This window comes from Gilliamella sp. B3817, from assembly GCF_026536705.1.
Lineage (GTDB): Bacteria > Pseudomonadota > Gammaproteobacteria > Enterobacterales > Orbaceae > Gilliamella > Gilliamella apicola_I.
Genome location: NZ_JAFNNV010000002.1, coordinates 397,672 through 424,090 on the forward strand (window position 1 = coordinate 397,672; position 26,419 = coordinate 424,090).

Genomic DNA, 26,419 nt, shown 5'->3' on the forward strand with positions numbered 1-26,419 from the left:
ATTAATTTTTGATTTAACGTTTTTTACAAATTAACAACGTATGTCCATAACCTAAGCCATCAATATCTTTTTCAACATGAAACCCTGCTTCATTTAAACATTGATAAAATATTTTAGAATGGTAAAAACGACTATTGCCATTTGCTAAACAGGTGAAATATAAAGACGAGGCATTCAGACTTAATGCACCGGCCTCAAATGTCTGCCTATCCCAAAACAAATCCATAATGCAAACCGTTGCATCATCTTTCATACTGCGATGAATTAGTGTTAAAATGCGAGTAATTTGTTCACGACTAAAACAGTCAAGAAACTGACTCATCCACCAAACATCAGCTTGATTGGGTAAAATCTCATCTTTCAATAAATCAACTTCAAAGCCCTCAATCCGATCAGATAAACCAGCTTGTTGAATATTTTGCTTGGCAACATGAATTTGCTGCGGTAAATCCAAAAGCGTTATTCTAATATTCGGATTTTGTTTAGCACAAAAAAGTGCCCATTTACCTGTATTGCCTCCCACATCATAAATATGCTTTGGATTTAATTGTTCAATATGTGAAAAAGCGGCAGGAAAGGAATGATCAGAATAGAAATGGTCAAATTCAAACCAGCTTTTTTTGGCTTTTTCAGGTAACACTTGTAAGGCAGGATATATGGTTGACCAATCACCAAAAACTTTTAAACCTTCTGGTTTTCCCGATTCAAGAGCAGATTGAAGATAGCGCATGCTTTCATAACAAATATCTTGAGTAAAATTAAGATTAACTTTCGTCATTTTGTCATGCAATAAATAATGACCAATTTTTGCCAAAAAATAACGGGAATGCTGTTGATAAATGACATGCATACTTAAACCAATATCGAGTAATAATTGAATTGCATATTCAGATAAATCAATCTCTTTAATGATTTCATCAACCGTTATTCCGTCAGTACTTGCTCGGTCTATACTTGCTAATATTCCTTTATCTCTCATACAAAGGACAGCTTGAAATAAAATAGGCGAAAATGCGATTTTTTGTGCTTCCGTTATCGCCTCTAACGCAGAGTATTTATCTTCGTTATATCCATATCTAATGTTTTCTTGTCCAGTCAATCTATTGCCTTTTTGTTGATTTAATGTATTGTATTAGTAAATTATCCGTTAAAGGATATTTTTTTGTAATAATATTACAAAATAGTGTTAAGTAAAGAATTAAATAATTAAAATGCTAAAAAATTGAAATAAAAATGAATTTTTCTTTTACCATTGAAAATTGGTTTGCTTTATCTTCTGGTCTCTCAACAAAATCTGACTGGGAATTATGGTCAACATCTTTTAATCATAATTGGGATATGCCCTTACCAAAAACGAAAAAAATACCGATGATGCAAGCCCGTAGAATGAGTATGGGCTCTCGATTAGCTGTGGATGTTGGACTTGAACTGATTGACAATCATCATTTGGATTTAGCGATTTTCACCAGCCAACATGGTGAATTGGAAAGAACCCATAAAATCCTAACTTCGATGAATCAAAATCATGATATTTCACCGACCGATTTCGCACTTTCTGTGCATAATACGGCATCGGGATTAGTCACTATCATCAGTAATAGAAGTATACCTATTAGCTCAATTTCTGCACACAATGACAGCTTTCAACAGGGGTTAATTGAAGCATTTTCAATCTTACATCATGGTAACAAAAAGGTCTTGCTTGTCGATTTTGATGGTTTTGTTCCAGAAACCTATCAAAAACAGATTAATTATCATGTTCCTGCTTATGCCGTTGGCTATATATTAACAAGCGGTGATCAATTAAGTTGTCAAAGCATCGATAAATCATCACAGGTCTACCAACCTATTTATCCTCAATCAATCGCTTTTTTACACGCTTATTTGTGTAAACAAAAACATTTTATTATTCAAGGACATTCTCAAGATTGGCAATGGACATTAAATCAGTAACCTCAAAAAAAATCTATACTTTAAATCAATGTTGGCGATTATTCGCAATAGCATTTGGTTTCCTATTGTTTGGCGTTTTTGGTTTTGTTGTCTTATCAATTTTTTGGTTTAGTTTATTAAGACTAGCCATTTGGAATAAAAACGACCGAATAACAGTTGCTCAGTATAGTATAAGTATTTGCTTTAAAATTTTTATCGGCATTATAAAATCATTAGGGATTATTCAATATCAATTTGATGGACTTGAAAAACTGAAACAAGATAAAAATTGTCTGATTGTGGCTAACCACCCTTCTTTGCTTGATGTGGTACTGTTAGTTTCTGTTATGCCACGTTGCGATTGTTTAGTCAAAGGCGCATTATTAAATAACGTTTTTATTAGTCGTATTATCAAAACAGCCGGATATATATTAAATGCGGAATCGGAAAAGATATTACCACAATGCCAACAAATATTATCCAATAATGGGCGAATACTCATATTCCCAGAAGGAACTCGAACCGTTCCAGATCAACCGATGAAATTACAACGAGGTGCAGCAAATATTGCATTACGTTGCCATGCCGATATTCGGCTTATTCATATTCAATGCGATCCTCCTTTTTTGATAAAACAACAAAAATGGTATGACATCCCTATCAAAAAAACATCATTCAACGTTACGATTGGTGAAAAAATTTCGATTGATGATTTTGTCGAGCCAAATACAACTGTCGCAGCAAGAAAATTAACACGATATTTAACCTCTGTCCTGATTAAGGCTGAGAATATTTAAGTTATAGCAAAGATAAAGGTACTTTAATGGAACAACTACACAATGAAATTAAAACGTTAATAATTAATGTATTAAATTTAGAAGACATCACTCCTGAGGATATAGATACTGAAGCCCCCCTATTTGGTGAAGGCTTAGGCTTAGACTCTATTGATGCGTTAGAACTGGGTTTAGCAATCAAAAACCAATTTGGTATTGTATTATCCGCTGAAAGTGATGATACCAAAAAAATGTTTTATTCTGTTAAAACATTAGCTGATTTTATCGTGTCTCAACAACAAGGAGCCTAAATATATGGACAAGCAACAAATTTTTGAACAAGTTCAATCTGCACTTGTACAACTTTTCGAATTATCGCCAGACGATATTAAACCCGAATCAAAACTTTTTGAAGAGTTAGATCTTGATAGTATTGATGCTGTTGATTTAGTCGTTCATCTACAAAAAAAGATTGGTAAAAAAGTTGATCCTGAGACATTCAAATCGGTAAGAACAGTCCAAGATGTTGTTGAAGCAGTAAACAAACTAGTTAATAATCAATAATAAAATAATAATATGAACAAAGTTAAGTCAATAATAAACAAGATAACCAATATTTTATTTGTCTTTTATCCATTTATTATTTACTTATCACTACACTACCAACATGTTGAATTAGCTATTTTTTATTTGATATTTTTATTTGTTTTTAGGTTAATCACATTACCAAAACTATTTTCAAATATTAAATGGCTAAGCATAGTTGTAACATGTTTTGGGTTATTGTTGACCGTAATTAGCTGGCTATTTTCAAAATATCAACTCCTACTGTTTTATCCGGTAGCCGTTAATTTGATATTTTTTATTGTATTTAGTTACTCATTAACTCAACCACAAACAATAATTGAAAAATTTGCCAGAATGAACAATCCACAATTACCCGATCAGGCTATACGTTATAAACGTAATGTGACTATTTTTTGGAGTCTATTTTTTATTTTTAATGGCTCTGTCGCCTTAATAACATGCTTACTTGAAAACATGTATTGGTGGACAATTTATAATGGCTTAATTAGCTACCTTTTAATCGGAATTTGTATGGGAATGGAATGGCTAATCCGTCAAAAATTTCAACGTTAAATCTATTATCACAGCAGTTACTGCGATCAGAACAAGAAGTTATCGCATTTAGACACAAACAACCTTTAACCGTTGCGGATCTTAAAACCAAAGTATTCGAAATTTGCCATGCATTAAAACACGATAATAACCAATTATGGGCATTATCAATGCATGATAGTTTTAATTTCGTAGCGGGATTATTGGCATTATTTTATTCAGGAAAACAGCCTCTACTCCTTAATCCATCTCATCAAGAGATGCGCCAATACTACACCGCTCTTTTAACCGATAACGAGCTAAATAGCAGTCAATTTATCGATAAGAAGATCATCAATATTAATCAATTACCATTAGCAAATTTTTGCAATGAAAAAAAACAATTAACTTATGATTTTAAACAACAGACATTAACGCTCTTTACCTCTGGCTCAACGGGTCTGCCAAAACCAATTGAAAAATCGGTTTATCAGTTACAACATGAAATTGAAATACTTAATAAGGATTGGGGAAAAACAACTTATGATCTTGTCATTGCATCTGTGTCACATGAACACATGTACGGATTAACGTTTAAAATCATGTTATCACTGTGCTGTAAAATACCTTTTGTTTGTGAACCCGTGCTTTATCAAGAACATTTGGCAACATTCAAGAATAAACGTATTATTTACATCACAACCCCATCGATTATTAAAACGTTAGATAATCATTTACCCGTAATAAATTGTGATAAAGTGATTTCATCAGCAGGTAAATTAAGTTATCAAGAATCACAATTTTGTTTCGAAAATTTAGGCGTTTTACCAAATGAAATCTATGGTTCAAGTGAAACCGGTATTATCGCTACTCGACAACAAACCCAGCCGAATACGCCATGGACGCTTTTTTCTTCTATGCGAATTGAGTATGATCAACGTTGGCAACAAGCCATTTTATACACGCCATTATTAGATCAACCTGAAGTTCTGAATGATAAAATGAAAATAGTCAGTAATAAGTACTTTCATCTATCGGGACGGAAAGACAAAATAATTAAGATCTCTGAAAATCGAGTTTCACTTACCCATATAGAAAATAAAATTAATCAACTTAACGAAGTTGAACAGGTAATAATTATTCCATTAGAACAAAATAATCGAACAATACTTGGTGCCGTTATTCAATTAACGCCAAGACATAAAAAACTTTTGCAAACCTACAATCATTTAAAATTAACACAATATTTTCGACTTTTATTGAAAGATACATTATCATTAATTGAAATGCCCAAAAGATGGCGATTTGTTGAGTTTCTTCCTAAGAATTCTCAAGGAAAATCCAGTTACATTGAATTAAAAGCATTGTTTAATGCGTTAAAGAAGAATAATGAATAAAAAATATGTAAATGAAATAATAACCAATGTTAGCGAAATAGATCATTTGACTAAAACTGAAGCAAGCATTGAATTTACTGTTCCAGATGATCTTTTCTGGTTTAAAGGACACTTTCCGTCTCAACCATTATTACCGGGCGTTGTTCAACTAAACTGGGCGATTTATTATGCTAATCAAATCTTTGGCAGAAAATTTAATCTAATATCAATCGATCTTGTCAAATTTCAATGCCCTGTTTTGCCTAATGATCCTATTATTTTAAATTTAGTTTGGCATAAACAATCCAATAAACTTGAATTTAAATATACTATTACCAACAATGATAGTCATAAAGTTGCTAGTTCAGGAAAGCTAACCTTATGTCAGTAGCGTCATTACATTCAGCAACAGATTATTGCTTTGTTATTCCTTGTTATAATCATAGCCAAACGCTATCAGACGTACTTAAACGCATTGAATCTTATCAATTAACTTGTATTTTAGTCGATGATGGTAGCGACCCCGATGCAGCGCAGCAACTTAAACAAATCACGAGCCAATTTACGTGGGTAACCTTAATTCATTTACCGATTAATCAAGGTAAAGGAGCGGCGGTGATGGCGGGGCTCAATTATGCTTTAAATCAAGGCTATACCTATGCGATACAAATCGATGCAGACGGACAACATGATACCGACATTATTGCCGAATTGATTCTTCAGTCACAATCAAATCCGTATGCACTTATCTCGGGTTGCCCTGTTTATGATAGCTCTGTTCCTAAACATCGGCTCATTGCCCGATATATTACTCATTTTTGGGTCTGGGTTGAAACCTTATCATTTTCAATTAAAGATAGCATGTGCGGATTACGTATCTATCCTTTGCAACAAACATGTAATTTAATTGCGCATTATCAAATTGGCAAAAGAATGGATTTTGATACAGATATTATGGTGAGGTTGTACTGGCAAGGTATGCCAACAATTTTTGTTCCTACTCAAGTCACTTATCCTAAAGATGGCATTTCACACTTTAAACCATTAAAAGATAATTTACTCATCACATGGATGCATACCCGATTATTTTTTGGTATGTTGCCACGTATCCCAACATTAATTAAACGAAACACATTCCAAAAGGCTTCACCGTCACATTGGTCACAGATAGAAGAAAGAAAAGGTCTTTGGGGAATCAAATTGATCCTCAAACTTTACCAAATTTTTGGTAAAAAAGTGGCAAAAACGATCATGTTTCCGGTTATAAGTTATTTTTGGTTAACCGGAAAAAAACAACGTCAAGCATCAAAAAACTATTTGCAACAAGTTAAACAATTTTATGAAAATGTCCCGTTAGTTGATAAAAAACAACTGACTTCTTTTCGGCATTTTCAGCGTTTTGGCGATTCACTCTTAGATAAATTAGCCAGCTGGCAAGGGGATATTAACATTCAAGATATTTATTCATCCAGCAAACAAATATTTTTCGATTTAATAAATAAAAAACAAGGCATAGTATTAATCTGCTCACATCTCGGTGACATAGAAATGTGCCGAGCCATTGCAGAGTATTCACATGATGTAAAAATTAATGCATTAGTGTTTAAAAAAAATGCCGCACGATTTAACCAAGTATTAAAAGAAGTCAATCAAGCCTCAACCTTTAATTTAATTGAAGTTGATAGCTTAGGGCCAGATACAGCAATCTTACTTAAACAAAAGCTTGAAGCCGGTGAATGGGTCGCTATTGTGGGTGATAGAACATCAAGCAATCCTCACCAAAGAATTCAAGAAAACAGCGTAATCTGGGCTGATTTTTTGGGTAAACCAGCGCCATTTCCTAAAGGTAGTTTTGTTTTGGCATCAGCTTTAGGTTACCCTGTCTATTTAGTTTGGGGGCTGAAACCCAATGGGCGTTATCAAGTCTATTTAGAGCATTTTGCTGATAAACTGATTACATCAAGAAAAAATCGCCAAGCTGAACTTGAAATGATCATTCAAAATTATGCAAAAAGATTAGAATATTACTGTCTTTTATCCCCTTTAGACTGGTTTAATTTCTTTGATTTTTGGCAATTCAGTCAACCCGATCCCAATAAATTAAATATAAGAAATAAAAGTAATGAAAAATGATTTGAAACACAGCGTAACAATTGAATATACCACTTCATTCCATGATACAGATGCAATGGGAGTGGTATGGCATGGTAATTATCTAAAATTTTTTGAAAAAGCAAGAGAAGCCCTATTCCAAAAATTTAATTACGGTTATCAAGAAATGATCGACTCTGGCTATTTGTGGCCGATTGTTGATACGCGAATAAAATACATATCGCCGACGATAGCAGAACAAACATTAAAAATTGTTGCTACCTTGGTAGAATACGAACATCGGATAAAAATTAATTATCTCATTTTAGATGCTAAAACCGAAAAAAAAATGACATCGGGCTATACCATACAAGTTGCCGTCTCTGCTTCAACACAAGAAATGAGCTTTATCACCCCTCAAATTTTCTTAAATCAATTTGGATTATAAAAATGAATAAATTTATTGCGCTCCTATTGACTACCCTTGCAATATTTTTTTCAAGCCTAACTTACGCTATCACACTTGATGAACTGCAACACCAATTCAGTAAAAATGAAGTGATTCGAGCGAATTTTACGCAAAATCGTTATATAAATGGATTATCCAATCCGCTTCATTCAACCGGAAAGATGATTTTATCCCAAAAATGGGGATTATGGTGGCAACAACAAACGCCTTTTACGATGACTTTGAAAATGAATAATCAAAGAATGGAGCAACGCATCGATGATCAAACGCCTCAAATTATTACCGCTGAAAATCAACCTCAATTATTCGAATTTAACCATCTGCTAACAGCTATTTTCACTGCTGATAAACAAAAGTTAGAAAATAACTTCATGATAAATTTGTCAGAACAAGAGCATCAATGGACACTTATCCTTACCCCCAAACTTGCGCCATTGAACAAAATATTTAAAGAGATAATTCTGACTGGTCATAAACATTTAAATACGATAACACTCAATGATATGCAACATGATAAAACAGTGATCACTTTTTCAAAACATCAAACGGCTAATTTGACAGAACATGAACTATCATTATTCAAATAATTCAATGAAATCAAAAAAACGAGCTTTTTGGTGGCTGTTAGTCGTTATGGGTTTGATGCTTGCGCTCGGTTATCTTATTTTGAATAGCAAACTTAACAGTAGTGTCTTATCACTGTTACCGAAAGAACAAACTCACGATGTGCCGACAGAACTTATTAATGGATTTCAAGACAGGCTTGATAAACAACTGGTTTGGTTAATCAAACCGACAGATCCCCATAATTTAGCCCCCATAACATGGTGGTACCAAAATCTAAAACAACAGTCTTTCATCGCTCAAGTTAATGGGCTAATTGATGAAAATTTTCAGCAAAATTGGGGGACTTTTACTTATCAATATCGTTATCAATTATTGGATGCAAAAACCATTGAACGACTTAAAACTGGCACTCAATTTAGTTGGATTCAAAGCCAACTTTATTCGCCATTTAGTGGTGTTAGTGCAGCTGAACTTAACCACGATCCCTTATTACTTACCCGTTCATCTCAACTAAATCAACTAAGTGACACGCATCATTTAACAATAAAAAATAATTGGCTAGCAGCCCAAGATGCACAAGGTGATATCTGGTATATGATTTATGCTGAATTAAACGGTTCATCGTTTAATATGAACGCTTCACATCAAATGGTGACACAACTTAATTTGTTAGCTGAACAGTTAAAAACAAAGTGGCCTGATACTCAAATTTTAAAACGGGGCGTACTGTTCTATAGTGATCACGCAAGTACTGAGGCAAAAGCAGATATTACCACGATTGGCAGTTTATCCATTATTGGCATTATTATATTAATGATTACGGTATTCCGCTCTGTCAGACCTGTTTTTCTTTCATTGTTATCAATTTTTATTGGTATGATTTGTGGATTAGTTGCGGTTCTCTCAATATTTGGTGAAATTCATATTATGACACTTGTCATGAGTACCAGTATCATCGGCATCACAATTGATTATTCATTGCACTATCTAACCGAACGTTTGCTTCATGGCAATCGTGAATCAGCAATGAGCAGTTTGAAAAAATTAATTTCTACATTGTTCATTGCATTATGCACCAGCTTTATAGCCTATCTAATTTTATTAATTGCCCCATTTCCTGGTTTAAAACAACTTTCTGTTTTTGCTGTATTTGGTTTAACTGGTGCATTTTTAACAGTCGTATGTTGGTATCCTTTTTTAGTTAAAAAATTACCTGTTCGTGAACAAGTTGGTCAACATTTATTAACTTTTTGGCTTCAGCTTTGGCAATCGAGCGTGATGCAATGGGGCATGGTGATCTTTGCATTAATCTTTATTGCTTATGGATTAATACATTTAAAAGTTGATGATGATATTAGTAAATTACAAACTTTGCCAGCCGAACTACAACAACAGGAAAAACAGATAGTCAGTATTACACACCAATCAAACGAACAAAAGTGGTTTATTGTTTTTGGCGATAATGCTCAGCAAACATTACAGCGGCTTGAAAATTTTATCCCACAATTAGAACATGCAAAACAACAAGGCGTATTTGCACAATATCAAATAATTAATTTACCTTCTATTAAAAAACAGCAAAAAAATGTTGCGCTGATTCAGCAATATGCCCCTGAAATCCTAGCTTCATTGCAACAATTAGGTATTAATGCAAATCCACCAAACATTGTGCAACCTATTGATGTTATCACTCCCGAACAATGGCAACAAAGTGTAATTAGTCAAGGTAGAAAGTTACTCTGGTTATCATTGAAAGATGGGAAAAGTGCAACATTAATTCCCATTAGTGGGATTGAGCAATTAACTGAACTTAAAGCGTTATCCAAACCAGATCAAGGTATTTATTGGTTAGATCGCCGTTCAGAATTTAATACCATGTTTACCCATTATCGAATCCATTTATCACAATTAATGGTTGGAGCCGTATTAATTATTTGTTTGTGCTTTATTTTTTATAATATCAAACAAGGTTTAAAATTTGCGTTAAAAAGCACATTACCTACACTGTTATCAATTGGTATCGCGCTATCGGTACATGGTATAATAGGGCAAACAATAAATTTATTCTCAATGTTAGCACTGATTCTTGTCATTGGCATCGGTATCGACTATAGTCTATTTTTAAGTAATGATAAAAGCCAAACTCAAAGTGCACTATTGGCAGTGATTTTGGCTGCCTTAACAACATTATTATCGTTTGGTCTACTCATTATTAGCCATACTAGTGCAATTATGGGATTTGGTTTAGTTTTAACAAGTGGCATATTTGGCGCTTTTTTATTTGCTCCACTTGTTATAAGAAATAAAACATAAAACACAAATAAATAGAAATATCAGGAATTTTTGGATGAAGAAATATTTAGTTTTACTGATTTTAGCACTAACAACACTCATTTCAGCATGCGCACATCAATCTGAACAACCAAAAGCTTGGTTAACTAAGCAAATTAATATCAAATTGCCATCGCCCAAATTTAATCAACCTTATCACGACCAACAACTTCTTAAATTTAAATACCACAATCACGAAAATTCAATTATTACGTTAGTGGATGCGAATCAAAATCAATTGAAAGTTGTGGCATTATCTGCATTAGGAGTGCGGCTATTTGAACTTGAATATGACGGAAAAAATGTTAAAACTAAACAGAACATTTTTGTTAAAGAACTGCCTCCTCCAGAGCAAGTTCTATCAGATATTTTGTTTAGCATTTTACCAACCAAAGAGTGGCAATCTTCATTACCGAAAGGTTGGATTCTGGTTGATAATGAATTTAACCGAATCTTATCAGATGATAAAAATGAACCTATACTGACCATAACTTATCAAGAAAAACTGTCTGATCAGATCCGCAAACCGATCCGAATTGAACATCAAATATTTGGATATCAAATTATTATACAAAGTATGGATACAGCTAAATGATATATATAGCGGCACTTGGTGCAATTAATGCTTTAGGTAATAACCTTACAGAGATAAAACAAAATTTAACAGAAAAATCTGGCGCCAGACACTGTCTGGTTGAAGAAAATCACTGGTTATTAAATGGTAAAAAAACCTGGTTAGGCAAAGTGAAAGACAACTTGCCTGATATTCCAGAACATTTATCCCAATATGGAACACGCAATAATCAATTATTGTATGCAGCTTATTTACAAATTCAGCATGAAATTCATCAAACTATCGAAAAATACGGTACTCAACGTGTTGCTATCATAATGGGAACCAGCACATCAGGAATTCATGAAGGTGATATTTATATTAAACATTGTTTAACCAATAATAATCAACAAAACTTATTTACCTACAATCAGCAAGAATTGGGGGATCCGTCTTCGTTCCTTAAGGCTTTACTAAAATTACAAGGCCCAAGCTATACCATATCAACTGCTTGTACGTCGAGCGCAAGAGCAATTATCAGTGGTAAGCGACTTATTGAAGCAGGTATTGTTGATGCTGCAATAGTGGGCGGTGCAGATAGTCTTGGTAGAATGCCTATCAATGGTTTTAATGCCCTAGAAGCCCTATCAGAAAATCCTTGTATGCCTTTTGCCCAAAATCGTAATGGAATAAATATTGGTGAAGCAGGCGCAATATTTTTATTAACGAAAACTGAAACCAGTGACATTGCTGTTTTAGGTACTGGCGAATCCTCGGATGCTTATCATATATCTTCACCTCATCCCGAGGGCATTGGCGCTGAACAAGCGATGCAATTAGCGCTGGATGATGCCAAATTACAACCAAGCCAAATTGGTTATATTAATTTACATGGTACAGCAACCATATTGAATGATATCTCTGAAAGTAAAGCAGTCTACCGATTATTTAATCAAACATTACCACCCTGTAGCTCAACAAAACATCTGACCGGGCATACTTTAGGTAGTGCGGCTGCCACCGAATTAGCTATTAGTTATTTATTACTTGAACAAAATATTTATCTACCTAAACAAGATTTTTCAATATCGCAATATGATGAAAATCTGGATAAAATCAACATAGTTACTCAAGAAATGATGTTAAAAAAACCTATTATAATGTCAAATTCTTTTGCATTTGGAGGCAATAATACATCACTTATAATTGGAAAAGTTTAATGCAATATCATTTAGCAAGTTATTATTTACCACACGAAAAACCAATGGTCATGATTGAAAAGGTTCACTTTGTTGATGCACAGCAATGCATTTGCAGTATTGAGGTGAATAAACAAGGCATACTATCCCCTTTTTTAAATGAAGATGATACGTTACCAAATTTTTATGCCATTGAGTTAATGGCTCAAACTATAGGTGTATGGAATGGTTATCATGGCATGGTGAGTGATAAAAAACCCACACTTGGTATGTTATTAGGCGGACGCGCAATTAAAAGTACGTTAGACGCCTTTCCATGCAATAGTCATTTAATGATTCATGCAAATTTGGTACTTAATGATGCCAAATTGGCTAATTTTGAATGCAAAATTATGATCAATCAAGAAATCGTTACAACCGGAAAATTAAATGTTTATGAACCAGATGAATGCGAATTAGACAATTTATTTGGTCAACAGCGATTTGGATAGGAGAAGAACAATAATGGAAAGAACAGTACTTGTCACTGGGGCAAGTAAAGGAATTGGTCAAGCGATTGCTTACAAACTTTCACAAGATGGTTTCACTATCGCTGTTCATTACCACAGTGATAAGCAAGGCGCACTTGATACTCAAGCTACCATTGAAAAATTGGGTGGTAAAGCACGTTTAATACAATTTGATGTCAGTAACCATTCGCAATGTCAACAAACGATTGAGCAAGATATTGCACTTAACGGCGCCTATTATGGTGTTGTGAACAATGCAGGAATCATACGAGATGGCGCCTTCCCTGCACTAACAGAAAATGATTGGAAAGATGTTATTCATACAGATCTCGACAGTTTTTATAATGTTCTTCATCCTTGTATTATGCCAATGATTGGACTACGCCGTGGCGGGCGTATTATTGTTATCTCATCTGTCTCTGGCATAGCAGGCAATCGAGGGCAAGTTAATTATAGCGCAGCAAAAGCGGGGGTAATCGGCGCAAGTAAAGCATTAGCACTTGAACTGGCTAAACGAAAAATCACTGTTAATTGTATTGCTCCGGGATTAATTGATACTGGCATATTAGATATGGAGCCCATTGCACTGCAAGAAGCAATGAAAATGATTCCATTAAAACGAATGGGACAGGTTGAAGAAGTTGCGGGGCTTGCCAGCTATTTAATGTCAGATTTAGCAGGATATATCACACGCCAAGTCATTTCAATCAATGGAGGAATGATATGACCAAAAGAGTCGTTATAACAGGTATGGGTGGTGTCACGGCATTTGGCAATGACTGGTTAAGTGTACAAACAAATTTAAAGCAATTAAATAATGCCGTCAGATATATGCCTGAATGGGAAATTTATGACGGACTGCACACAAAATTGGGTGCCCCTATCGACAATTTTACCTTGCCAGAACATTATACCCGTAAAAAAACTCGCTCTATGGGTAGAGTGTCATTACTGTCTACTAAAGCAACAGAACTAGCGTTAGAAAAAGCAGGATTATTAGATGATCCAATCCTAACGAATGGTGAAACAGGTATCGCTTTTGGTTCTTCAACAGGAAGCACTCAGCCGGTTGCTGAATTTGCAACTATGTTAAACGAAAAACATACTAACAACATAACGGCGACCACCTATATACAAATGATGCCACATACAACAGCGGTAAACACTGGCTTATTTTTTGGATTAAAAGGTAGATTGATAACAACCTCGAGTGCTTGTACTTCTGGAAGCCAAGCTATTGGATATGCTTATGAAGCCATTAAATACGGGATGCAAACTATTATGGTTGCTGGAGGCGCTGAAGAGTTATGCCCTTCCGAAGCTGCTGTATTTGATACTTTATTCGCAACAAGCCAATTAAACGATCAACCAGAAAAATCACCACGACCTTATGATCGGGATAGAGACGGACTGGTTATTGGTGAAGGAGCCGGTGTACTTATACTGGAAGAGTATGAACATGCCAAAGCCCGAGGTGCTAAAATATATGGTGAAATTATCAGTTTTAAAACCAATTGCGATGCTAGTCATATCACACAACCACGCCAAGAAACCATTCAAATCTGTATGGAACAAGCTTTACAACAAGCAAGATTAGATCCTAAACAAATTGGTTACATTAGTGCTCACGGTACAGCTACCGCCAGAGGTGATATAGCCGAAAGTAATGCTGTTGCCAATATCTATGGTAGCCAAACCCCAATATCGTCATTAAAAAGCTATTTTGGACATACACTTGGGGCTTGTGGTGCAATTGAAGCTTGGTTATCTGTCGAAATGATGCATAGTGGTTGGTTCAACCCAACTATTAACCTTGAAAATGTCGATCCTGCTTGTGGTGACATGGATTATATTGTCGGTTCAGGTCGAAATTTGGATATTGAATATATGCAAACCAATAATTTTGCTTTTGGCGGTATCAACACTTCAATTATTATTAAACGTATCTAGTTTTTTTAAAAATAACAACTGTATAACTTAATTACAGTTGTTATTTTCTAGGGGAAGTAATTAATACTCAGTTTCAGGCGAATAAAAAGGGCATTACAGGCCATTTCCTTGCCTGAAAAACAATCTTTCAACGCTTTTTACCACATTTTTTGAGATTTTCTCAGAAAGTTTTTGTCTACGTTGATAACTGACAGAAATAATCTTATGCGAATCTAAATGAGATAAAATAAAATCATCACTGGTACTGATTTCATCCACCAAGCCTTTATCTTTCGCTTGTGTTGCAAACCAGTGTTCACCCGTTGCCACTTGATCGATATCGATATTGGGACGATACTCTTTAACAAAATCTTTAAATAACAGATGAGTTTCTTCAAGTTCTTGTTTGAATTTTTGGCGACCTTCATCAGTGTTTTCACCAAACATGGTTAACGTTCGTTTATACTCCCCTGCTGTTTGTAATTCAATATCCACATCATGCTTTTTAAGTAAGCGATTAAAGTTAGGAATCTGAGCAACCACACCAATCGAACCAACGATAGCAAAAGGTGCTGCAACAATTTTATTGGCAGTACATGCCATCATATATCCACCACTTGCTGCCACTTTATCAACGACAGCAGTAAAAGGAATATTACGAGTTCTGAAACGTAATAATTGTGACGCAGCTAATCCATAACCATGTACAACACCACCAGGACTTTCAAGTTTAATCACGACTTCATCTTCAGGTTTAATAATCGCTAATACCGCCGTAATTTCTTGACGTAATTCTTCAACTTCGTGCGCATCCATACTACCATTAAAAGATAACACAAATAGTTTGGGTTTGGTCTTTTCGTCCGTTTGGTTAATGGTCTGTGAATCTGGCGAATCTTCGGTGAGCCCAGCTTTAGGCTGTTCGCCCGCTTTTTCCTGTTTCTTTTTTTGCTTAGCGGCTAATTTTGCCTGTTTCTTCTCAAGCTTTTTCTGTTTTTTGAGATCTTTCATAAACTGCTTAGCTTCGAGCTCGTCCATGCTCGACATTAACATTTCATCTTTAACTTGTTCATACTCTTGACTGACATCTTTTACCGATAAGCGACCAGCAATCGTTGCCGATTTGCGACGCTGACTTAATATGAAGATCAGCACGGCTAAAATTGCAACAACAACAGTAGCTGTTTCAGCTAAGAAAAGAGAATATACTGAAAACCAATTCATTTAATAATTATCCTTTGATTGAATATTTTATTTATTATAACAATATAATTGAGGATTGTGCCGAAAATCAACAAAGATAAAAATTGTCGCTTTATTCGGCAATTCAAATTATTTATACTGTTAGCCCAATTTATTGTTATATGAGAACGAATATGTCTTTACGCCCAATTACCGAAATTGCCAATCAATGTAATATACCTGAAGAATTTGTCCTTCCTTATGGTAAACATGTAGCCAAGATCGATTTATCCATTATCAAAGAAAATCAAAACAAAACAACAGGCAAATTGGTACTTGTTACTGCTATTACGCCAACTCCCCTTGGAGAAGGTAAAACGGTCAATACCATTGGGCTAAGTGAAGGATTGAATTACTTAGGCAAAAAAGCGATTGCTTGCATTCGTCAACCCAGTCTTGGACCGGTATTTGGCGTAAAAGGTGGCGCAGCCGGTGGTGGGCAAGCCGAAGTATTACCGATGGAGACATTAAATTTACATTTAACAGGTGATATCCATGCGATAACAGCAGCGCATGATTTAGCATCGGCAGCATTAGATTCACGACTTTATCACGAAGATCGTCTTGGTGATGAATTCACAAACGAAACGGGATTACCTCGTTTAAATATTGATATTAATCGCATTGTTTGGAAACGCGTCATTGATCATAACGATCGAGCATTACGTAAAATCACTGTTGGCGTCGGTGGTGGTGTAAATGGCGTTGAACGACAAGATGGATTCGAAATTACCGCAGCTTCGGAGCTTATGGCAATTTTAGCTTTAGCTTCGGATTTACAAGATATGCGTGAACGCATTGGACGTATTATTTTAGCTTATAATACTAATGGTGAACCAATAACGGCTGAACAACTTGAAGTTGCAGGTGCAATGACAGTCCTACTTAAAAATGCCATTAACCCAAATCTGATGCAAACTGTCGAAAATACACCGGTTTTAATTCATGCCGGCCCTTTTGCCAATATTGCGCATGGTAACTCTTCTGTTATTGCGGATCGCATTGCATTAAAACTTGCTGACTATGTGGTGACTGAAGCAGGATTTGGATCGGATATGGGGATGGAAAAATTCTTCAATATCAAATATCGCCAAGCAGGAATCAAAGCTGATTGTGTTGTATTGGTAGCAACTGTACGAAGTTTAAAATCTAACAGTGGTAAATATAACATTAAGCCGGGTCAACCCATTCCAAAAGAGATATCGGAATCTAATGTTGAATTACTTGAAATTGGCGCAGCTAACTTGGCATGGCATATCAATAATGCCAAAAGTTACGGTTTACAAGTCATTGTAGCTATAAATCGCTTTCCACATGATAGCGAAGAAGAACTTGCTTTCTTACAAAAATACGCGGTTGAACATGGCGCATTGGCGTGTGAAATTAGTGAAGTCTTTACACAAGGTGGTAAAGGTGCTGAAAAACTGGCTGAGCATGTTATCAAAGCTTGCGCTATGCCGAGTAAAATTCAATTGCCCTACCCAGATAACATGCCATTGATTGATAAGATTCAAACTATGGTAAAAAAATATGGTGCTAATAAAGCAAATTTATCCGCTAAAGCATTGGAAAACATTAAAGAGATCGAAGCATTGAAACTGGATCATCTGCCACTTTGTATTGCTAAAACTCCTATGTCAATTAGTGCTGATGCCAACTTAAAAAATGTCCCTACGAACTTTAATGTCGATATCAGTCATTTAGCCATATCCGCTGGTGCTGGTTTTATCCGAGTTTATGCAGGAAACGTCATGACCATGCCAGGACTTGGTACCAATCCAGCTTATAGGCAAATTGATATTGACAAAGATAGTAATATAATAGGTTTAAGCTAATGCAAGAAGTGATTATGCAAACCAAACAACAATATAAAGCATTTATAGATGAACAAAACTGTATTGGCTGTGGCAAATGTATTCGCGTTTGTCCAACCGATGCAATTGTTGGCAGTAAACAAGTTTTACATACCATTTTGCCACAATTATGTACCGCATGTAGTAATTGTATTAATACCTGCCCAACGGACTGTATTACTTTAAGCACATTAGGCGTGAGACTAAGTGACGCAGAAGAGTTACAGTTAACGCAGAAAAAGCAGCAACGGCTCAATCACAATCAGTTAGTTCCACCGACAATATTATTTCCTCGCACTGTGCCAGCAAGTAATACTCAAAATGTAGTAAACCAAACCGATCGAAAACAGTCGATTGCTGACGCGATTGCCAGAGTAAAAGCCAAAAAAAACCTCGCTAAGTAGCGAGGTTTTTATTTAAGACTCAATGCCAACCAATTATTCATTCGGTTAACATCAAACATGTATTAGTCTTTATTGCCACTTCTGAATGCTCGTTTACGATCATTTTCAGTTAAATGACGTTTACGAATACGAATCGATAATGGTGTAACTTCGACTAATTCATCATCATCAATAAACTCTAATGCTTGTTCTAATGACATCTTAACAGGTGGTGAAAGCGTTGTCGCTTCATCAGTACCTGACGCACGCATATTGGTTAATTTTTTACCTGTTAAACAGTTAACCGTTAAATCATTTGATCGAGTATGAATACCAATAATTTGACCTTCATAAACTTCAGCACCATGACCTAAGAATAATTTACCACGATCTTGCAAGCTATAAAGCGCATACGCTAATGCTTTACCCGTACCGTTCGAAATCATTACCCCGTTATTACGTTGTCCAATTTCACCCGGACGCACATCATCATAATGACTGAATGTAGAATAAAGTAAACCGGTACCCGAGGTCATTGTCATAAATTCAGTTCTAAAACCGATAAGACCACGGCTTGGAATCACATAATCTAAACGTACACGTCCTTTACCATCAGGTAACATATTGGTTAAATCACCTTTACGTAAACCAAGTGCTTCCATCACTGAACCTTGATGTTGCTCTTCGATATCAAGCGTCACTTGTTCAAATGGTTCTTGTTTTTTACCGTCAATGTCACGATAAATAACTTTCGGGCGTGATACCCCTAATTCATAACCTTCACGACGCATATTTTCGATTAATACTGATAAATGCAATTCACCTCGACCAGATACTCTAAATGCATCCGGATCTGGCGTTTCTTCTACACGAAGCGCAACATTATGCACGAGTTCTTTTCTTAAACGTTCCAAAATTTGACGTGAAGTGACATATTTACCTTCTTTACCGGCAAAAGGTGAACTGTTGACATTAAAGAACATCGTTACAGTTGGTTCATCAACACTTAAAGCAGGTAAAGCTTCAACACAACTATTATCACAAATCGTATCAGAAATACCTAACTCACCTAATCCGGTTAAAGCAATAATATCACCAGCTTCAGCAACTTCTGCTTCATAACGTTGCAAGCCTAAATGACCTAAAACTTGCCCTACTTTACCCGTTCGTTTATTCCCTTCACTATCAATAATAGTGACTTGTTGATTTGGTTTTACACGACCTCGTTTAATGCGACCAATGCCTATAACGCCAACATAATTATTATAATCAAGTTGTGAAATTTGCATTTGGAATGGGCCGTCTAAATCAACTTTCGGTGGCTCAACATATTTTACAATCGCTTCGAATAATGGCGTCATATCTTCAGCCATATTTTCATGGTCAAGCCCTGCGATTCCCATTAAAGCTGAAGCATAAACAATCGGAAAATCTAATTGTTCATCAGTCGCACCTAAATTGACAAACAAGTCAAACACTTGATCGACAACCCAATCAGGACGAGCACCCGGACGGTCAACTTTATTAATAACAACGATTGGCTTTAAACCATGAGCAAACGCTTTTTGTGTCACAAAACGTGTTTGTGGCATTGGGCCGTCCATTGCATCAACCAGCAATAGCACAGAATCCACCATAGACATAACACGTTCAACTTCACCACCAAAATCAGCATGTCCTGGGGTGTCAACAATATTTATACGGTAACCATTCCAGTCAATCGCTGTGTTTTTAGCTAAAATGGTAATACCACGCTCTTTTTCAAGCGCATTTGAATCCATTATTCGCTCGTTATCGTCACCACGCAAATTATCAAGCGTACCTGACTGTTTCAACAATTTATCAACCAAAGTTGTTTTACCATGGTCAACGTGAGCAATAATGGCTATGTTTCTTAAATTTTCAATCACAATTAAAATCCCAATTAGGAGACAGATTCTTTAGGCGCAATATTGTACACCTTTTTGATCCAAATGTTGATCTATATCATAAAGTTTCTTTAAAAGAGTGCAATAAATTGATAACCATTTAGAATTTTTAAATTATATTACAAAAAATTAGATTATTAACACACTTCGGCATAAAACTGATCAGCAAACTCTTCTACTTTTGACCAATCTGTATATTCAATCATGGGTTTACTTACATCGGTATCACCTTTTCCAAGCCACATAATAAAACGGATCATATTACGGTCAAACCAATTATATTGTGGATAATAAAGTGCCCCAGCAAAGACAGCTTTGATGGTCGGTTTCCATAATATTTTAGCTAAAAACTTTCTGGTATATAAATTGGTTTCAGGGGTATTTTTATTGGGCTTTCTTGCCACCATATTCACCCCAAAAAATCCAGACTTTATTTGATTTAATTGCTGATAATGAGCATCAATAAATTTTTTCATTATTTTACTGTAAAAACCATAACGAATTGAACTTCCAAGTAGCACAGCTTGATAGGGTGTTAAATCGATTTTGGTATCCGGTAATAACTCAATCACGTCACAATCACACTTGTGACCCAAACGATTTTTTATTCGCTCCATGATTTTGAGTGTTTGTTTTTCGTGCGTTGTATAAAGTAACAAGACTTTAATAGCAGTAGTCATAACATTGCCTCTTTATTTTAAATATCGACTAATTATCAATATTACTTTTTTTATGATAAAAATTAACAAATTCGGGATGATTTCATGCAAAACTTTGATTATAGTATTAAGCTAATTTAACCAGACCGGAACTGAATATGACGATTTCACCTCCAAAACTGAGTGCAATTATTTTGGCGGCAGGAAAAGGCACACGGATGTATTCCAACCTTCCTAAAGTTTTACACAAAATCGGCGATAAACCGATGTTACAACATGTTATTGATACTGTTCAACAACTTAATCCCCATTATATCAATATTATTTATGGACATGGCAAAGATCAGCTTGAAAAGGCACTGGAAAATCAATCCGTAAATCTTGTTTTTCAAGCTGAGCAACTCGGAACAGGACACGCAGTCCAGCAAGCCATACCTTATATTCAAGATGAAGAAGATATTTTGATTTTATATGGTGATACGCCACTTATATCGGTTCAAACATTGCAAACTTTAATTGACAATAAACCCAAACAAGGTATTGCACTGTTAACCGTTAAACTGGATGATCCAACTGGCTATGGACGTATTGAGCGTAAAGATGGCAAAGTGACCGCCATTGTTGAACAAAAAGATGCCACGCCAGAACAGCAAAAAATTAATGAAATTAATACGGGTATTATGATCGTAACAGGAAAACTATTGAAAAACTGGTTATCTCGTTTAACAAATCATAATGCACAAAAAGAGTACTATCTTACTGATATTATCAATTTTGCTTATCAAGATGGATATGACATTATTACTGCTCACCCTATTGAACAATTTGAAGTTGAGGGAGTCAATAATCGTCTACAATTGGCCACACTAGAGCGCCACTATCAACAGCGACAAGCAAAACGTTTACTTACCGCTGGCGTGACTCTACTTGATCCCGAGCGATTTGACTTACGAGGTACACTTTCACATGGTATGGATGTCACCATTGATTGTAACGTCATCATCAATGGCAATGTCAAATTAGGGAATAACGTCTTTATCGGTGCTGGATGTATCTTAAAAGACTGTATCATTGGCGATAATAGTGAAATTAGTCCTTATAGCATAATTGAAGATTCAATCATTGCTGAACAATGTACGATAGGGCCTTTTGCTCGATTACGTCCAGGCTCAAAACTCGATGAAAAGGCACATGTCGGCAACTTTGTTGAACTTAAAAAAGCCCATTTAGGCAAAGCCAGTAAAGCGGGTCATTTAAGTTACCTTGGAGATAGTGAAATAGGGAGTAACGTTAATATCGGTGCAGGCACTATCACTTGTAATTATGATGGTGCAAACAAATTTGAAACCATTATTGAAGACGATGTCTTTGTTGGCTCTGATACACAGTTAATTGCTCCAGTGAAAATTGGAAAAGGCGCAACCATTGCAGCAGGAACAACGGTTACTAACAACGTGGGGGACAATGAACTTGTGGTAAGCCGTGTTAAACAAAGACAAATTAGTGGCTGGAAGCGACCTACAAAATCAAAATAGCGAGGAGTAAACTGTGTGTGGAATTGTCGGTGCCATTGCTAACCGTGATGTAGCAGAAATTCTGTTAGAAGGCTTAAAACGATTAGAGTATCGGGGTTATGATTCGGCTGGTCTTGCCATTATATCGCCTCAAGGTGAATTACAAAGAGTAAGGCGAGTTGGAAAAGTCAATAAACTGAAAGAAGCACTTGATAGCAAACCATTAAAAGGCTCGATAGGCATTGCGCATACACGTTGGGCTACACATGGTGAACCGACAGAACTCAATGCGCATCCCCATATTTCCGATTATATTGCCGTTGTTCATAATGGTATTATTGAAAACTATGAACCACTCCGTCTTAGTTCACGATATTATTTCAACTGATAATTGTTCATTAATTAATGCGGTAAAAAAAGCCATACCATTACTACGAGGAGCTTATGGTACCGTAATTATGGACATACGAAATCCTGACCAACTTGTGGCGGCTCGTTCCGGTAGCCCGTTAGTAATTGGTTGTGGTATCGCTGAGCATTTTATTGCCTCAGATCAACTTGCTTTATTACCCGTGACCAATCAGTTTATCTATTTAGAAGAAGGTGATATTGCACTGATTACACACAAAACCGTTTCTATATTTGATAAAAATAACAATCAAGTTAAGCGCCCATTTGTCACCTCTGATGTTAAATATGATGCAGGAAGTAAAACAGGCTATAACCATTACATGCAAAAAGAGATATACGAACAACCTAATGCAATTAAAAATACATTGGAAGGTCGTATACAGCATGGCAAAGTCAATTTATCCGAATTAGGCGAACAATCTAACACGATACTTAAGCAAGTTGAGCACATCCAAATTGTTGCTTGCGGTACCGCGTATAATGCTGGTATGGTTGCTCGCTATTGGTTTGAAGCATTAACAGGGATTCCTTGTGATGTTGAAATAGCCTCAGAATTTCGCTATCGTAAACCTGCTAAGCGTAAAAATAGTTTATTTATTTCACTATCTCAATCGGGTGAAACCGCTGATACACTTGCCGCATTAAGGTTAGCAAAAGAAAATCACTATTTAAGCACCTTAGCCATATGTAATGTCGCTGCTTCAACGTTAGTACGTGAAGCCGAACTGGTATTATTAACCAAAGCAGGGGTTGAAATTGGTGTAGCTTCAACGAAAGCATTTACCACTCAATTGACTGTATTACTACTACTTGTTGCCAAATTAGGTCGATTAAATCAGATGGCTCAAAGTACGGAACAAGCAATTGTCCATGCTCTCCAAACCTTGCCCAATCGTATTGAACAAGTACTCATGGCGGAACCGAAAATCAAAAAACTGGCCGAACAATTTGTTAATAAACATCATGCACTCTTTTTAGGACGTGGCGAGCAATACCCGATTGCCATGGAAGCATCATTAAAATTAAAGGAGATCTCGTATATCCATGCAGAAGCCTATGCCGCAGGTGAACTAAAACATGGGCCTTTAGCCCTTATTGATGCCGATATGCCCGTTATAGTGATGGCACCCACAAACGACATGCTAGAAAAGCTAAAATCAAATATTGAAGAAGTTCGGGCTCGGGGCGGTCAACTTTATGTTTTTGCCGAACAAGATGCAGGATTTGTAAGCGATGATACAATGCATATCCTTAACCTGCCTTATATTGAAGAGTTAACGGCACCTATCTACTACACGGTACCAACCCAATTGCTTGCTTACCATGTAGCTTTAATCAAAGGCACAGACGTTGATCAACCTCGTAATTTGGCAAAATCGGTGACTGTTGAATAGCTTTTTAAATATATTATCTAACAGTCTTAAATTTTAAATTGACCTATCAGACAAGCCTCTTTTTTAACGAGTTCAAATAACCCAATATTATCCTTAGACTGATTGGGTTAAGTAAAAATGGATTAATTCAAAAATTATTTAAGTTTAAGCTGTAGCTTTTTTCTTTTTGAATATAAAGAATAGAATGAATGCGATTAGCATTAAAATGACATGGAAACCTACATAGAAAAAATAAACACCGCTATTTCCGCCATTATTAGCTGCACTTGCTAGTAATAATGAAGGCGATAAAAACGCAGTACTAATAATATTGATTCCGAATGTAACGCCTGAAAGTGTAGGGAATTGGACAAAAGTGATCAAAGCTAAAATGCTACAACCCATAGCAATCCATAAACCACCAACTGGAATAAAAATAGATAATGCTGCAAAGATTAATGCAATAATAGATAATGCTTTCATGTATACCTCAATGTAAAAAACTAATCCTAAAATGAATATTTCATTTTCGAAATTATAAATATTAAAACTGCCTTGTAAAGGCAGGTAGTAATGATAACAGAAATTAACTTTACATCAAGTTAAAAGAATCAAATGGTTATCTAAAATATTTCGCTAAAGACCCACTGCAAAGCTTGTTTGAATTGTAATTCAATGACAATCAACAACCGATAAACGGAGTTATTCATAAATATATATAAAAATTTATTTAAAAATTCATATTGACCAACTTCAAAACAAAACCTTAAGTATCATCAGAGCTTATAACGAAGTTAATCAAACTTAACTCAAAACAATAAATGTTATTTAAATTAATTATTAATATCAAATATTATTTCCTGCAATTAAATAATTAAATTTTTACTTATCTAAAAAATTTACGAATTATTTAAATTTTATTGACATTAAAAAAATAATAAATTAACATTTATTTGACGTTGTTAACGTCATTTTTACATTTAAATTACAAGGAGCTATTATGTTTATTAAAACAAACAAATCTTTAGAGACATCAAAACTCAACGGGTCTCAAATAATCGACCTTAACGAAAATGAGATTAATTTAGTTAACGGTGGTCGTCGTCGTGGAACCATTGAAGGCGGTTGTCAAATTTCAAGAGGAAATGGTAAAAATAAATGGCATTGTGGTGTTACTGTCGGCACGTCATGGTAAATTCTAACTGAGTTTCACTAATATTTATGCAGTAATATAAACTTTTACTGCATAATTTTTTGTCATACAAATTATAGAACAGTTAAAATGAAAAAAATATTATTAAGTGTAGCTTTTTTTTCAATAATTCCATTTTTATCACAATCCCAAGAATTAGAATGGTTCTTAGATGAAGATGAGCAAGGTCTACTATTTATAGCATTAAAAATTAATGATCTTGATGAAGAACTTACATGTATACTAGATACAGGAACTACAGAGGTCTTAAATTTACCAATAGATACTATTAATAAAATTGAAGATAAAGTTGAAAAAGATGATAAACGAAAGCGTACTGATATACTAGGCAACATCCAATATTCTCGTCAATTTATGTTACGAAACGTTAAAATTAATAATTTATTTTATGAAAAATTAGAAATTGAAGAGTATAAACCTTGGGGAGCTATTTTAGATATAAATACTGGAGAGAAAAAAGCAAAAAAAGAGCAAAATTTTGATTATCAACATGTTGCAGTAGCTGGTTTAGGCTTTTTTGTAAATAAAGTCGTTACTTTTGATATCATAAGTAACAAACTCATTTTATCTGATAATTTTACAAAACAAATTGAAAACGATTGGTTAGAAATACCTTTCACTAAAGGTTCAAAAGGACATTTAATATTAAATGCTACTGATGATGTCAAAAGTTATGCATTAATATTCGATACTGGTGCAGGAAAAAATATAATTAGTTCTAAAAAACTTTCTAATAACAAAGAATTAATAAAATTAAAGGAGTTTCCTTTTTATATTACGGAACTATCTTTTGTCAATATTCCTAATTTCAAAGATGATTTTATAGTACTTGATGGGTTAACTGATGATTTGCCTGCTGATGGCATACTTGGCAATGATTTTTTATATAGTTATATCGTAAAGATTGATTTTAAAAATCAGAAAATGTGGATAAAACCTCAACCGGAAGAATAATATATCGTAAATTTGCGGTATTTAAACTTATACCCTATCAACATATGCAATATATAAAA

Annotated in this window: 26 protein-coding genes and 1 pseudogene; 22 read left to right on the forward strand and 5 right to left on the reverse strand. The window is 35.0% G+C overall.

Features of this window, described 5'->3' with window-relative positions; genetic code table 11:
* Positions 1-13: 13 nt before the first annotated feature.
* Positions 14-1,081, reverse strand: a complete 1,068-nt coding sequence (locus J3U36_RS04475; RefSeq protein ID WP_411596971.1) for a class I SAM-dependent methyltransferase — start codon at positions 1,079-1,081, stop codon at positions 14-16.
* A 152-nt stretch (positions 1,082-1,233) separates the two neighbouring features.
* Between J3U36_RS04475 and J3U36_RS04480 the strand changes: the two genes are divergently transcribed.
* The 16 genes from J3U36_RS04480 (at position 1,234) to J3U36_RS04555 (ending at position 14,851) form a co-directional block, all read left to right on the forward strand.
* The gene (locus J3U36_RS04480; RefSeq protein ID WP_267377975.1) at positions 1,234-1,953 is read left to right on the forward strand and encodes a beta-ketoacyl synthase chain length factor; all 720 of its coding nucleotides are present in this window, start codon (positions 1,234-1,236) and stop codon (positions 1,951-1,953) included.
* The gene (locus J3U36_RS04485; protein ID WP_267377973.1) at positions 1,935-2,729 is read left to right on the forward strand and encodes a lysophospholipid acyltransferase family protein; all 795 of its coding nucleotides are present in this window, start codon (positions 1,935-1,937) and stop codon (positions 2,727-2,729) included. The genes J3U36_RS04480 and J3U36_RS04485 overlap by 19 nt, the downstream gene beginning before the upstream one ends.
* Positions 2,730-2,755: 26 nt before the next feature.
* Entirely contained in the window at positions 2,756-3,019 is a 264-nt protein-coding gene (locus J3U36_RS04490) for a phosphopantetheine-binding protein (RefSeq protein ID WP_065559113.1), read from the forward strand.
* Positions 3,020-3,023: 4 nt separating this feature from the next.
* On the forward strand, positions 3,024-3,272 hold the full coding sequence (locus J3U36_RS04495) for an acyl carrier protein (RefSeq protein WP_267351635.1): 249 nt from the start codon (positions 3,024-3,026) through the stop codon (positions 3,270-3,272).
* Positions 3,273-3,494: 222 nt separating this feature from the next.
* Positions 3,495-3,848 carry a hypothetical protein gene (locus tag J3U36_RS04500; RefSeq protein WP_267351637.1) on the forward strand — a complete coding sequence of 118 codons (354 nt, stop codon included), beginning with the start codon at positions 3,495-3,497 and terminating at the stop codon, positions 3,846-3,848.
* Positions 3,818-5,203, forward strand: a complete 1,386-nt coding sequence (locus J3U36_RS04505; protein WP_267377970.1) for an AMP-binding protein — start codon at positions 3,818-3,820, stop codon at positions 5,201-5,203. Before J3U36_RS04500 ends, J3U36_RS04505 begins: the two co-directional genes overlap by 31 nt.
* A complete protein-coding gene (locus tag J3U36_RS04510; RefSeq protein ID WP_267377968.1) occupies positions 5,196-5,573 on the forward strand; it encodes a 3-hydroxyacyl-ACP dehydratase FabZ family protein in 378 nt (125 codons plus the stop codon). The genes J3U36_RS04505 and J3U36_RS04510 overlap by 8 nt, the downstream gene beginning before the upstream one ends.
* A complete protein-coding gene (locus J3U36_RS04515; protein ID WP_267377966.1) occupies positions 5,564-7,315 on the forward strand; it encodes a glycosyltransferase family 2 protein in 1,752 nt (583 codons plus the stop codon). Before J3U36_RS04510 ends, J3U36_RS04515 begins: the two co-directional genes overlap by 10 nt.
* The gene (locus tag J3U36_RS04520; protein WP_065559108.1) at positions 7,305-7,721 is read left to right on the forward strand and encodes an acyl-CoA thioesterase; all 417 of its coding nucleotides are present in this window, start codon (positions 7,305-7,307) and stop codon (positions 7,719-7,721) included. The genes J3U36_RS04515 and J3U36_RS04520 overlap by 11 nt, the downstream gene beginning before the upstream one ends.
* Positions 7,722-7,723: 2 nt before the next feature.
* Positions 7,724-8,329, forward strand: coding sequence for an outer membrane lipoprotein carrier protein LolA (locus J3U36_RS04525; protein ID WP_267351646.1), 606 nt, complete (start codon positions 7,724-7,726; stop codon positions 8,327-8,329).
* A 4-nt stretch (positions 8,330-8,333) separates the two neighbouring features.
* A complete protein-coding gene (locus J3U36_RS04530; RefSeq protein ID WP_267377963.1) occupies positions 8,334-10,622 on the forward strand; it encodes an MMPL family transporter in 2,289 nt (762 codons plus the stop codon).
* A gap of 34 nt (positions 10,623-10,656) precedes the next feature.
* Positions 10,657-11,235 (forward strand): DUF3261 domain-containing protein, encoded by a 579-nt coding sequence (locus J3U36_RS04535; RefSeq protein WP_267351650.1) that lies wholly within the window; start codon positions 10,657-10,659, stop codon positions 11,233-11,235.
* Positions 11,232-12,413, forward strand: a complete 1,182-nt coding sequence (locus J3U36_RS04540; RefSeq protein ID WP_267377960.1) for a beta-ketoacyl-[acyl-carrier-protein] synthase family protein — start codon at positions 11,232-11,234, stop codon at positions 12,411-12,413. The genes J3U36_RS04535 and J3U36_RS04540 overlap by 4 nt, the downstream gene beginning before the upstream one ends.
* The gene (locus J3U36_RS04545) at positions 12,413-12,883 is read left to right on the forward strand and encodes a 3-hydroxy-fatty acyl-ACP dehydratase (RefSeq protein ID WP_267377958.1); all 471 of its coding nucleotides are present in this window, start codon (positions 12,413-12,415) and stop codon (positions 12,881-12,883) included. The genes J3U36_RS04540 and J3U36_RS04545 overlap by 1 nt, the downstream gene beginning before the upstream one ends.
* A gap of 13 nt (positions 12,884-12,896) precedes the next feature.
* Positions 12,897-13,628, forward strand: coding sequence for a 3-ketoacyl-ACP reductase FabG2 (locus tag J3U36_RS04550; RefSeq protein ID WP_267377956.1), 732 nt, complete (start codon positions 12,897-12,899; stop codon positions 13,626-13,628).
* A complete protein-coding gene (locus J3U36_RS04555; protein ID WP_267377954.1) occupies positions 13,625-14,851 on the forward strand; it encodes a beta-ketoacyl-ACP synthase in 1,227 nt (408 codons plus the stop codon). Before J3U36_RS04550 ends, J3U36_RS04555 begins: the two co-directional genes overlap by 4 nt.
* A 93-nt stretch (positions 14,852-14,944) precedes the next feature.
* Here J3U36_RS04555 and sohB read toward each other — a convergent pair whose 3' ends face one another.
* Positions 14,945-16,054, reverse strand: a complete 1,110-nt coding sequence (sohB, locus tag J3U36_RS04560; protein ID WP_267377952.1) for a protease SohB — start codon at positions 16,052-16,054, stop codon at positions 14,945-14,947.
* Positions 16,055-16,206: 152 nt separating this feature from the next.
* Here sohB and J3U36_RS04565 point away from each other — a divergent pair, with 152 nt between their 5' ends.
* Together J3U36_RS04565 and J3U36_RS04570 are read left to right on the forward strand one after the other, a co-directional pair.
* Positions 16,207-17,907 (forward strand): formate--tetrahydrofolate ligase, encoded by a 1,701-nt coding sequence (locus J3U36_RS04565; RefSeq protein WP_267377950.1) that lies wholly within the window; start codon positions 16,207-16,209, stop codon positions 17,905-17,907.
* Entirely contained in the window at positions 17,907-18,329 is a 423-nt protein-coding gene (locus tag J3U36_RS04570; RefSeq protein ID WP_220216642.1) for an RnfABCDGE type electron transport complex subunit B, read from the forward strand. The genes J3U36_RS04565 and J3U36_RS04570 overlap by 1 nt, the downstream gene beginning before the upstream one ends.
* Positions 18,330-18,391: 62 nt before the next feature.
* Here J3U36_RS04570 and typA read toward each other — a convergent pair whose 3' ends face one another.
* Positions 18,392-20,218, reverse strand: coding sequence for a translational GTPase TypA (typA, locus tag J3U36_RS04575; protein WP_065559098.1), 1,827 nt, complete (start codon positions 20,216-20,218; stop codon positions 18,392-18,394).
* 155 nt (positions 20,219-20,373) lie between these two features.
* Complete coding sequence (hemG, locus tag J3U36_RS04580; protein WP_220216641.1) at positions 20,374-20,916, reverse strand: menaquinone-dependent protoporphyrinogen IX dehydrogenase; 543 nt, start codon at positions 20,914-20,916, stop codon at positions 20,374-20,376.
* Positions 20,917-21,053: 137 nt separating this feature from the next.
* On the opposite strand from hemG, the gene glmU reads away from it, so the two are divergent.
* Both glmU and glmS read left to right on the forward strand, forming a co-directional pair.
* Positions 21,054-22,430 carry a bifunctional UDP-N-acetylglucosamine diphosphorylase/glucosamine-1-phosphate N-acetyltransferase GlmU gene (glmU, locus tag J3U36_RS04585; protein ID WP_267377947.1) on the forward strand — a complete coding sequence of 459 codons (1,377 nt, stop codon included), beginning with the start codon at positions 21,054-21,056 and terminating at the stop codon, positions 22,428-22,430.
* A gap of 13 nt (positions 22,431-22,443) precedes the next feature.
* Positions 22,444-24,214 (forward strand): annotated as a pseudogene (glmS, locus tag J3U36_RS04595) (glutamine--fructose-6-phosphate transaminase (isomerizing)).
* 144 nt (positions 24,215-24,358) lie between these two features.
* Here the strand turns inward: glmS and J3U36_RS04600 are convergent.
* Positions 24,359-24,676, reverse strand: a complete 318-nt coding sequence (locus J3U36_RS04600) for a hypothetical protein (RefSeq protein WP_267377941.1) — start codon at positions 24,674-24,676, stop codon at positions 24,359-24,361.
* A 517-nt stretch (positions 24,677-25,193) separates the two neighbouring features.
* Between J3U36_RS04600 and J3U36_RS04605 the strand changes: the two genes are divergently transcribed.
* Positions 25,194-25,388 carry a hypothetical protein gene (locus J3U36_RS04605; protein WP_267377939.1) on the forward strand — a complete coding sequence of 65 codons (195 nt, stop codon included), beginning with the start codon at positions 25,194-25,196 and terminating at the stop codon, positions 25,386-25,388.
* Between the two features lie 87 nt (positions 25,389-25,475).
* Positions 25,476-26,360 (forward strand): hypothetical protein, encoded by an 885-nt coding sequence (locus J3U36_RS04610; RefSeq protein WP_267377937.1) that lies wholly within the window; start codon positions 25,476-25,478, stop codon positions 26,358-26,360.
* Positions 26,361-26,419: the final 59 nt, after the last annotated feature.

What these genes read in the sequence shown, in the direction of transcription:
- J3U36_RS04480 (WP_267377975.1), top strand. Translation starts at nt 1,234, where the DNA reads ATGAATTTTTCTTTTACCATTGAAAATTGGTTTGCTTTATCTTCTGGT.
- J3U36_RS04485 (WP_267377973.1), top strand. Translation starts at nt 1,935, where the DNA reads ATGGACATTAAATCAGTAACCTCAAAAAAAATCTATACTTTAAATCAA.
- J3U36_RS04490 (WP_065559113.1), top strand. Translation starts at nt 2,756, where the DNA reads ATGGAACAACTACACAATGAAATTAAAACGTTAATAATTAATGTATTA.
- J3U36_RS04495 (WP_267351635.1), top strand. Translation starts at nt 3,024, where the DNA reads ATGGACAAGCAACAAATTTTTGAACAAGTTCAATCTGCACTTGTACAA.
- J3U36_RS04505 (WP_267377970.1), top strand. Translation starts at nt 3,818, where the DNA reads ATGGCTAATCCGTCAAAAATTTCAACGTTAAATCTATTATCACAGCAG.
- J3U36_RS04510 (WP_267377968.1), top strand. Translation starts at nt 5,196, where the DNA reads ATGAATAAAAAATATGTAAATGAAATAATAACCAATGTTAGCGAAATA.
- J3U36_RS04515 (WP_267377966.1), top strand. Translation starts at nt 5,564, where the DNA reads ATGTCAGTAGCGTCATTACATTCAGCAACAGATTATTGCTTTGTTATT.
- J3U36_RS04520 (WP_065559108.1), top strand. Translation starts at nt 7,305, where the DNA reads ATGAAAAATGATTTGAAACACAGCGTAACAATTGAATATACCACTTCA.
- J3U36_RS04525 (WP_267351646.1), top strand. Translation starts at nt 7,724, where the DNA reads ATGAATAAATTTATTGCGCTCCTATTGACTACCCTTGCAATATTTTTT.
- J3U36_RS04530 (WP_267377963.1), top strand. Translation starts at nt 8,334, where the DNA reads ATGAAATCAAAAAAACGAGCTTTTTGGTGGCTGTTAGTCGTTATGGGT.
- J3U36_RS04535 (WP_267351650.1), top strand. Translation starts at nt 10,657, where the DNA reads ATGAAGAAATATTTAGTTTTACTGATTTTAGCACTAACAACACTCATT.
- J3U36_RS04540 (WP_267377960.1), top strand. Translation starts at nt 11,232, where the DNA reads ATGATATATATAGCGGCACTTGGTGCAATTAATGCTTTAGGTAATAAC.
- J3U36_RS04545 (WP_267377958.1), top strand. Translation starts at nt 12,413, where the DNA reads ATGCAATATCATTTAGCAAGTTATTATTTACCACACGAAAAACCAATG.
- J3U36_RS04550 (WP_267377956.1), top strand. Translation starts at nt 12,897, where the DNA reads ATGGAAAGAACAGTACTTGTCACTGGGGCAAGTAAAGGAATTGGTCAA.
- J3U36_RS04555 (WP_267377954.1), top strand. Translation starts at nt 13,625, where the DNA reads ATGACCAAAAGAGTCGTTATAACAGGTATGGGTGGTGTCACGGCATTT.
- sohB (WP_267377952.1), bottom strand. Translation starts at nt 16,054, where the DNA reads ATGAATTGGTTTTCAGTATATTCTCTTTTCTTAGCTGAAACAGCTACT.
- J3U36_RS04565 (WP_267377950.1), top strand. Translation starts at nt 16,207, where the DNA reads ATGTCTTTACGCCCAATTACCGAAATTGCCAATCAATGTAATATACCT.
- J3U36_RS04570 (WP_220216642.1), top strand. Translation starts at nt 17,907, where the DNA reads ATGCAAGAAGTGATTATGCAAACCAAACAACAATATAAAGCATTTATA.
- hemG (WP_220216641.1), bottom strand. Translation starts at nt 20,916, where the DNA reads ATGACTACTGCTATTAAAGTCTTGTTACTTTATACAACGCACGAAAAA.
- glmU (WP_267377947.1), top strand. Translation starts at nt 21,054, where the DNA reads ATGACGATTTCACCTCCAAAACTGAGTGCAATTATTTTGGCGGCAGGA.
- J3U36_RS04600 (WP_267377941.1), bottom strand. Translation starts at nt 24,676, where the DNA reads ATGAAAGCATTATCTATTATTGCATTAATCTTTGCAGCATTATCTATT.
- J3U36_RS04605 (WP_267377939.1), top strand. Translation starts at nt 25,194, where the DNA reads ATGTTTATTAAAACAAACAAATCTTTAGAGACATCAAAACTCAACGGG.
- J3U36_RS04610 (WP_267377937.1), top strand. Translation starts at nt 25,476, where the DNA reads ATGAAAAAAATATTATTAAGTGTAGCTTTTTTTTCAATAATTCCATTT.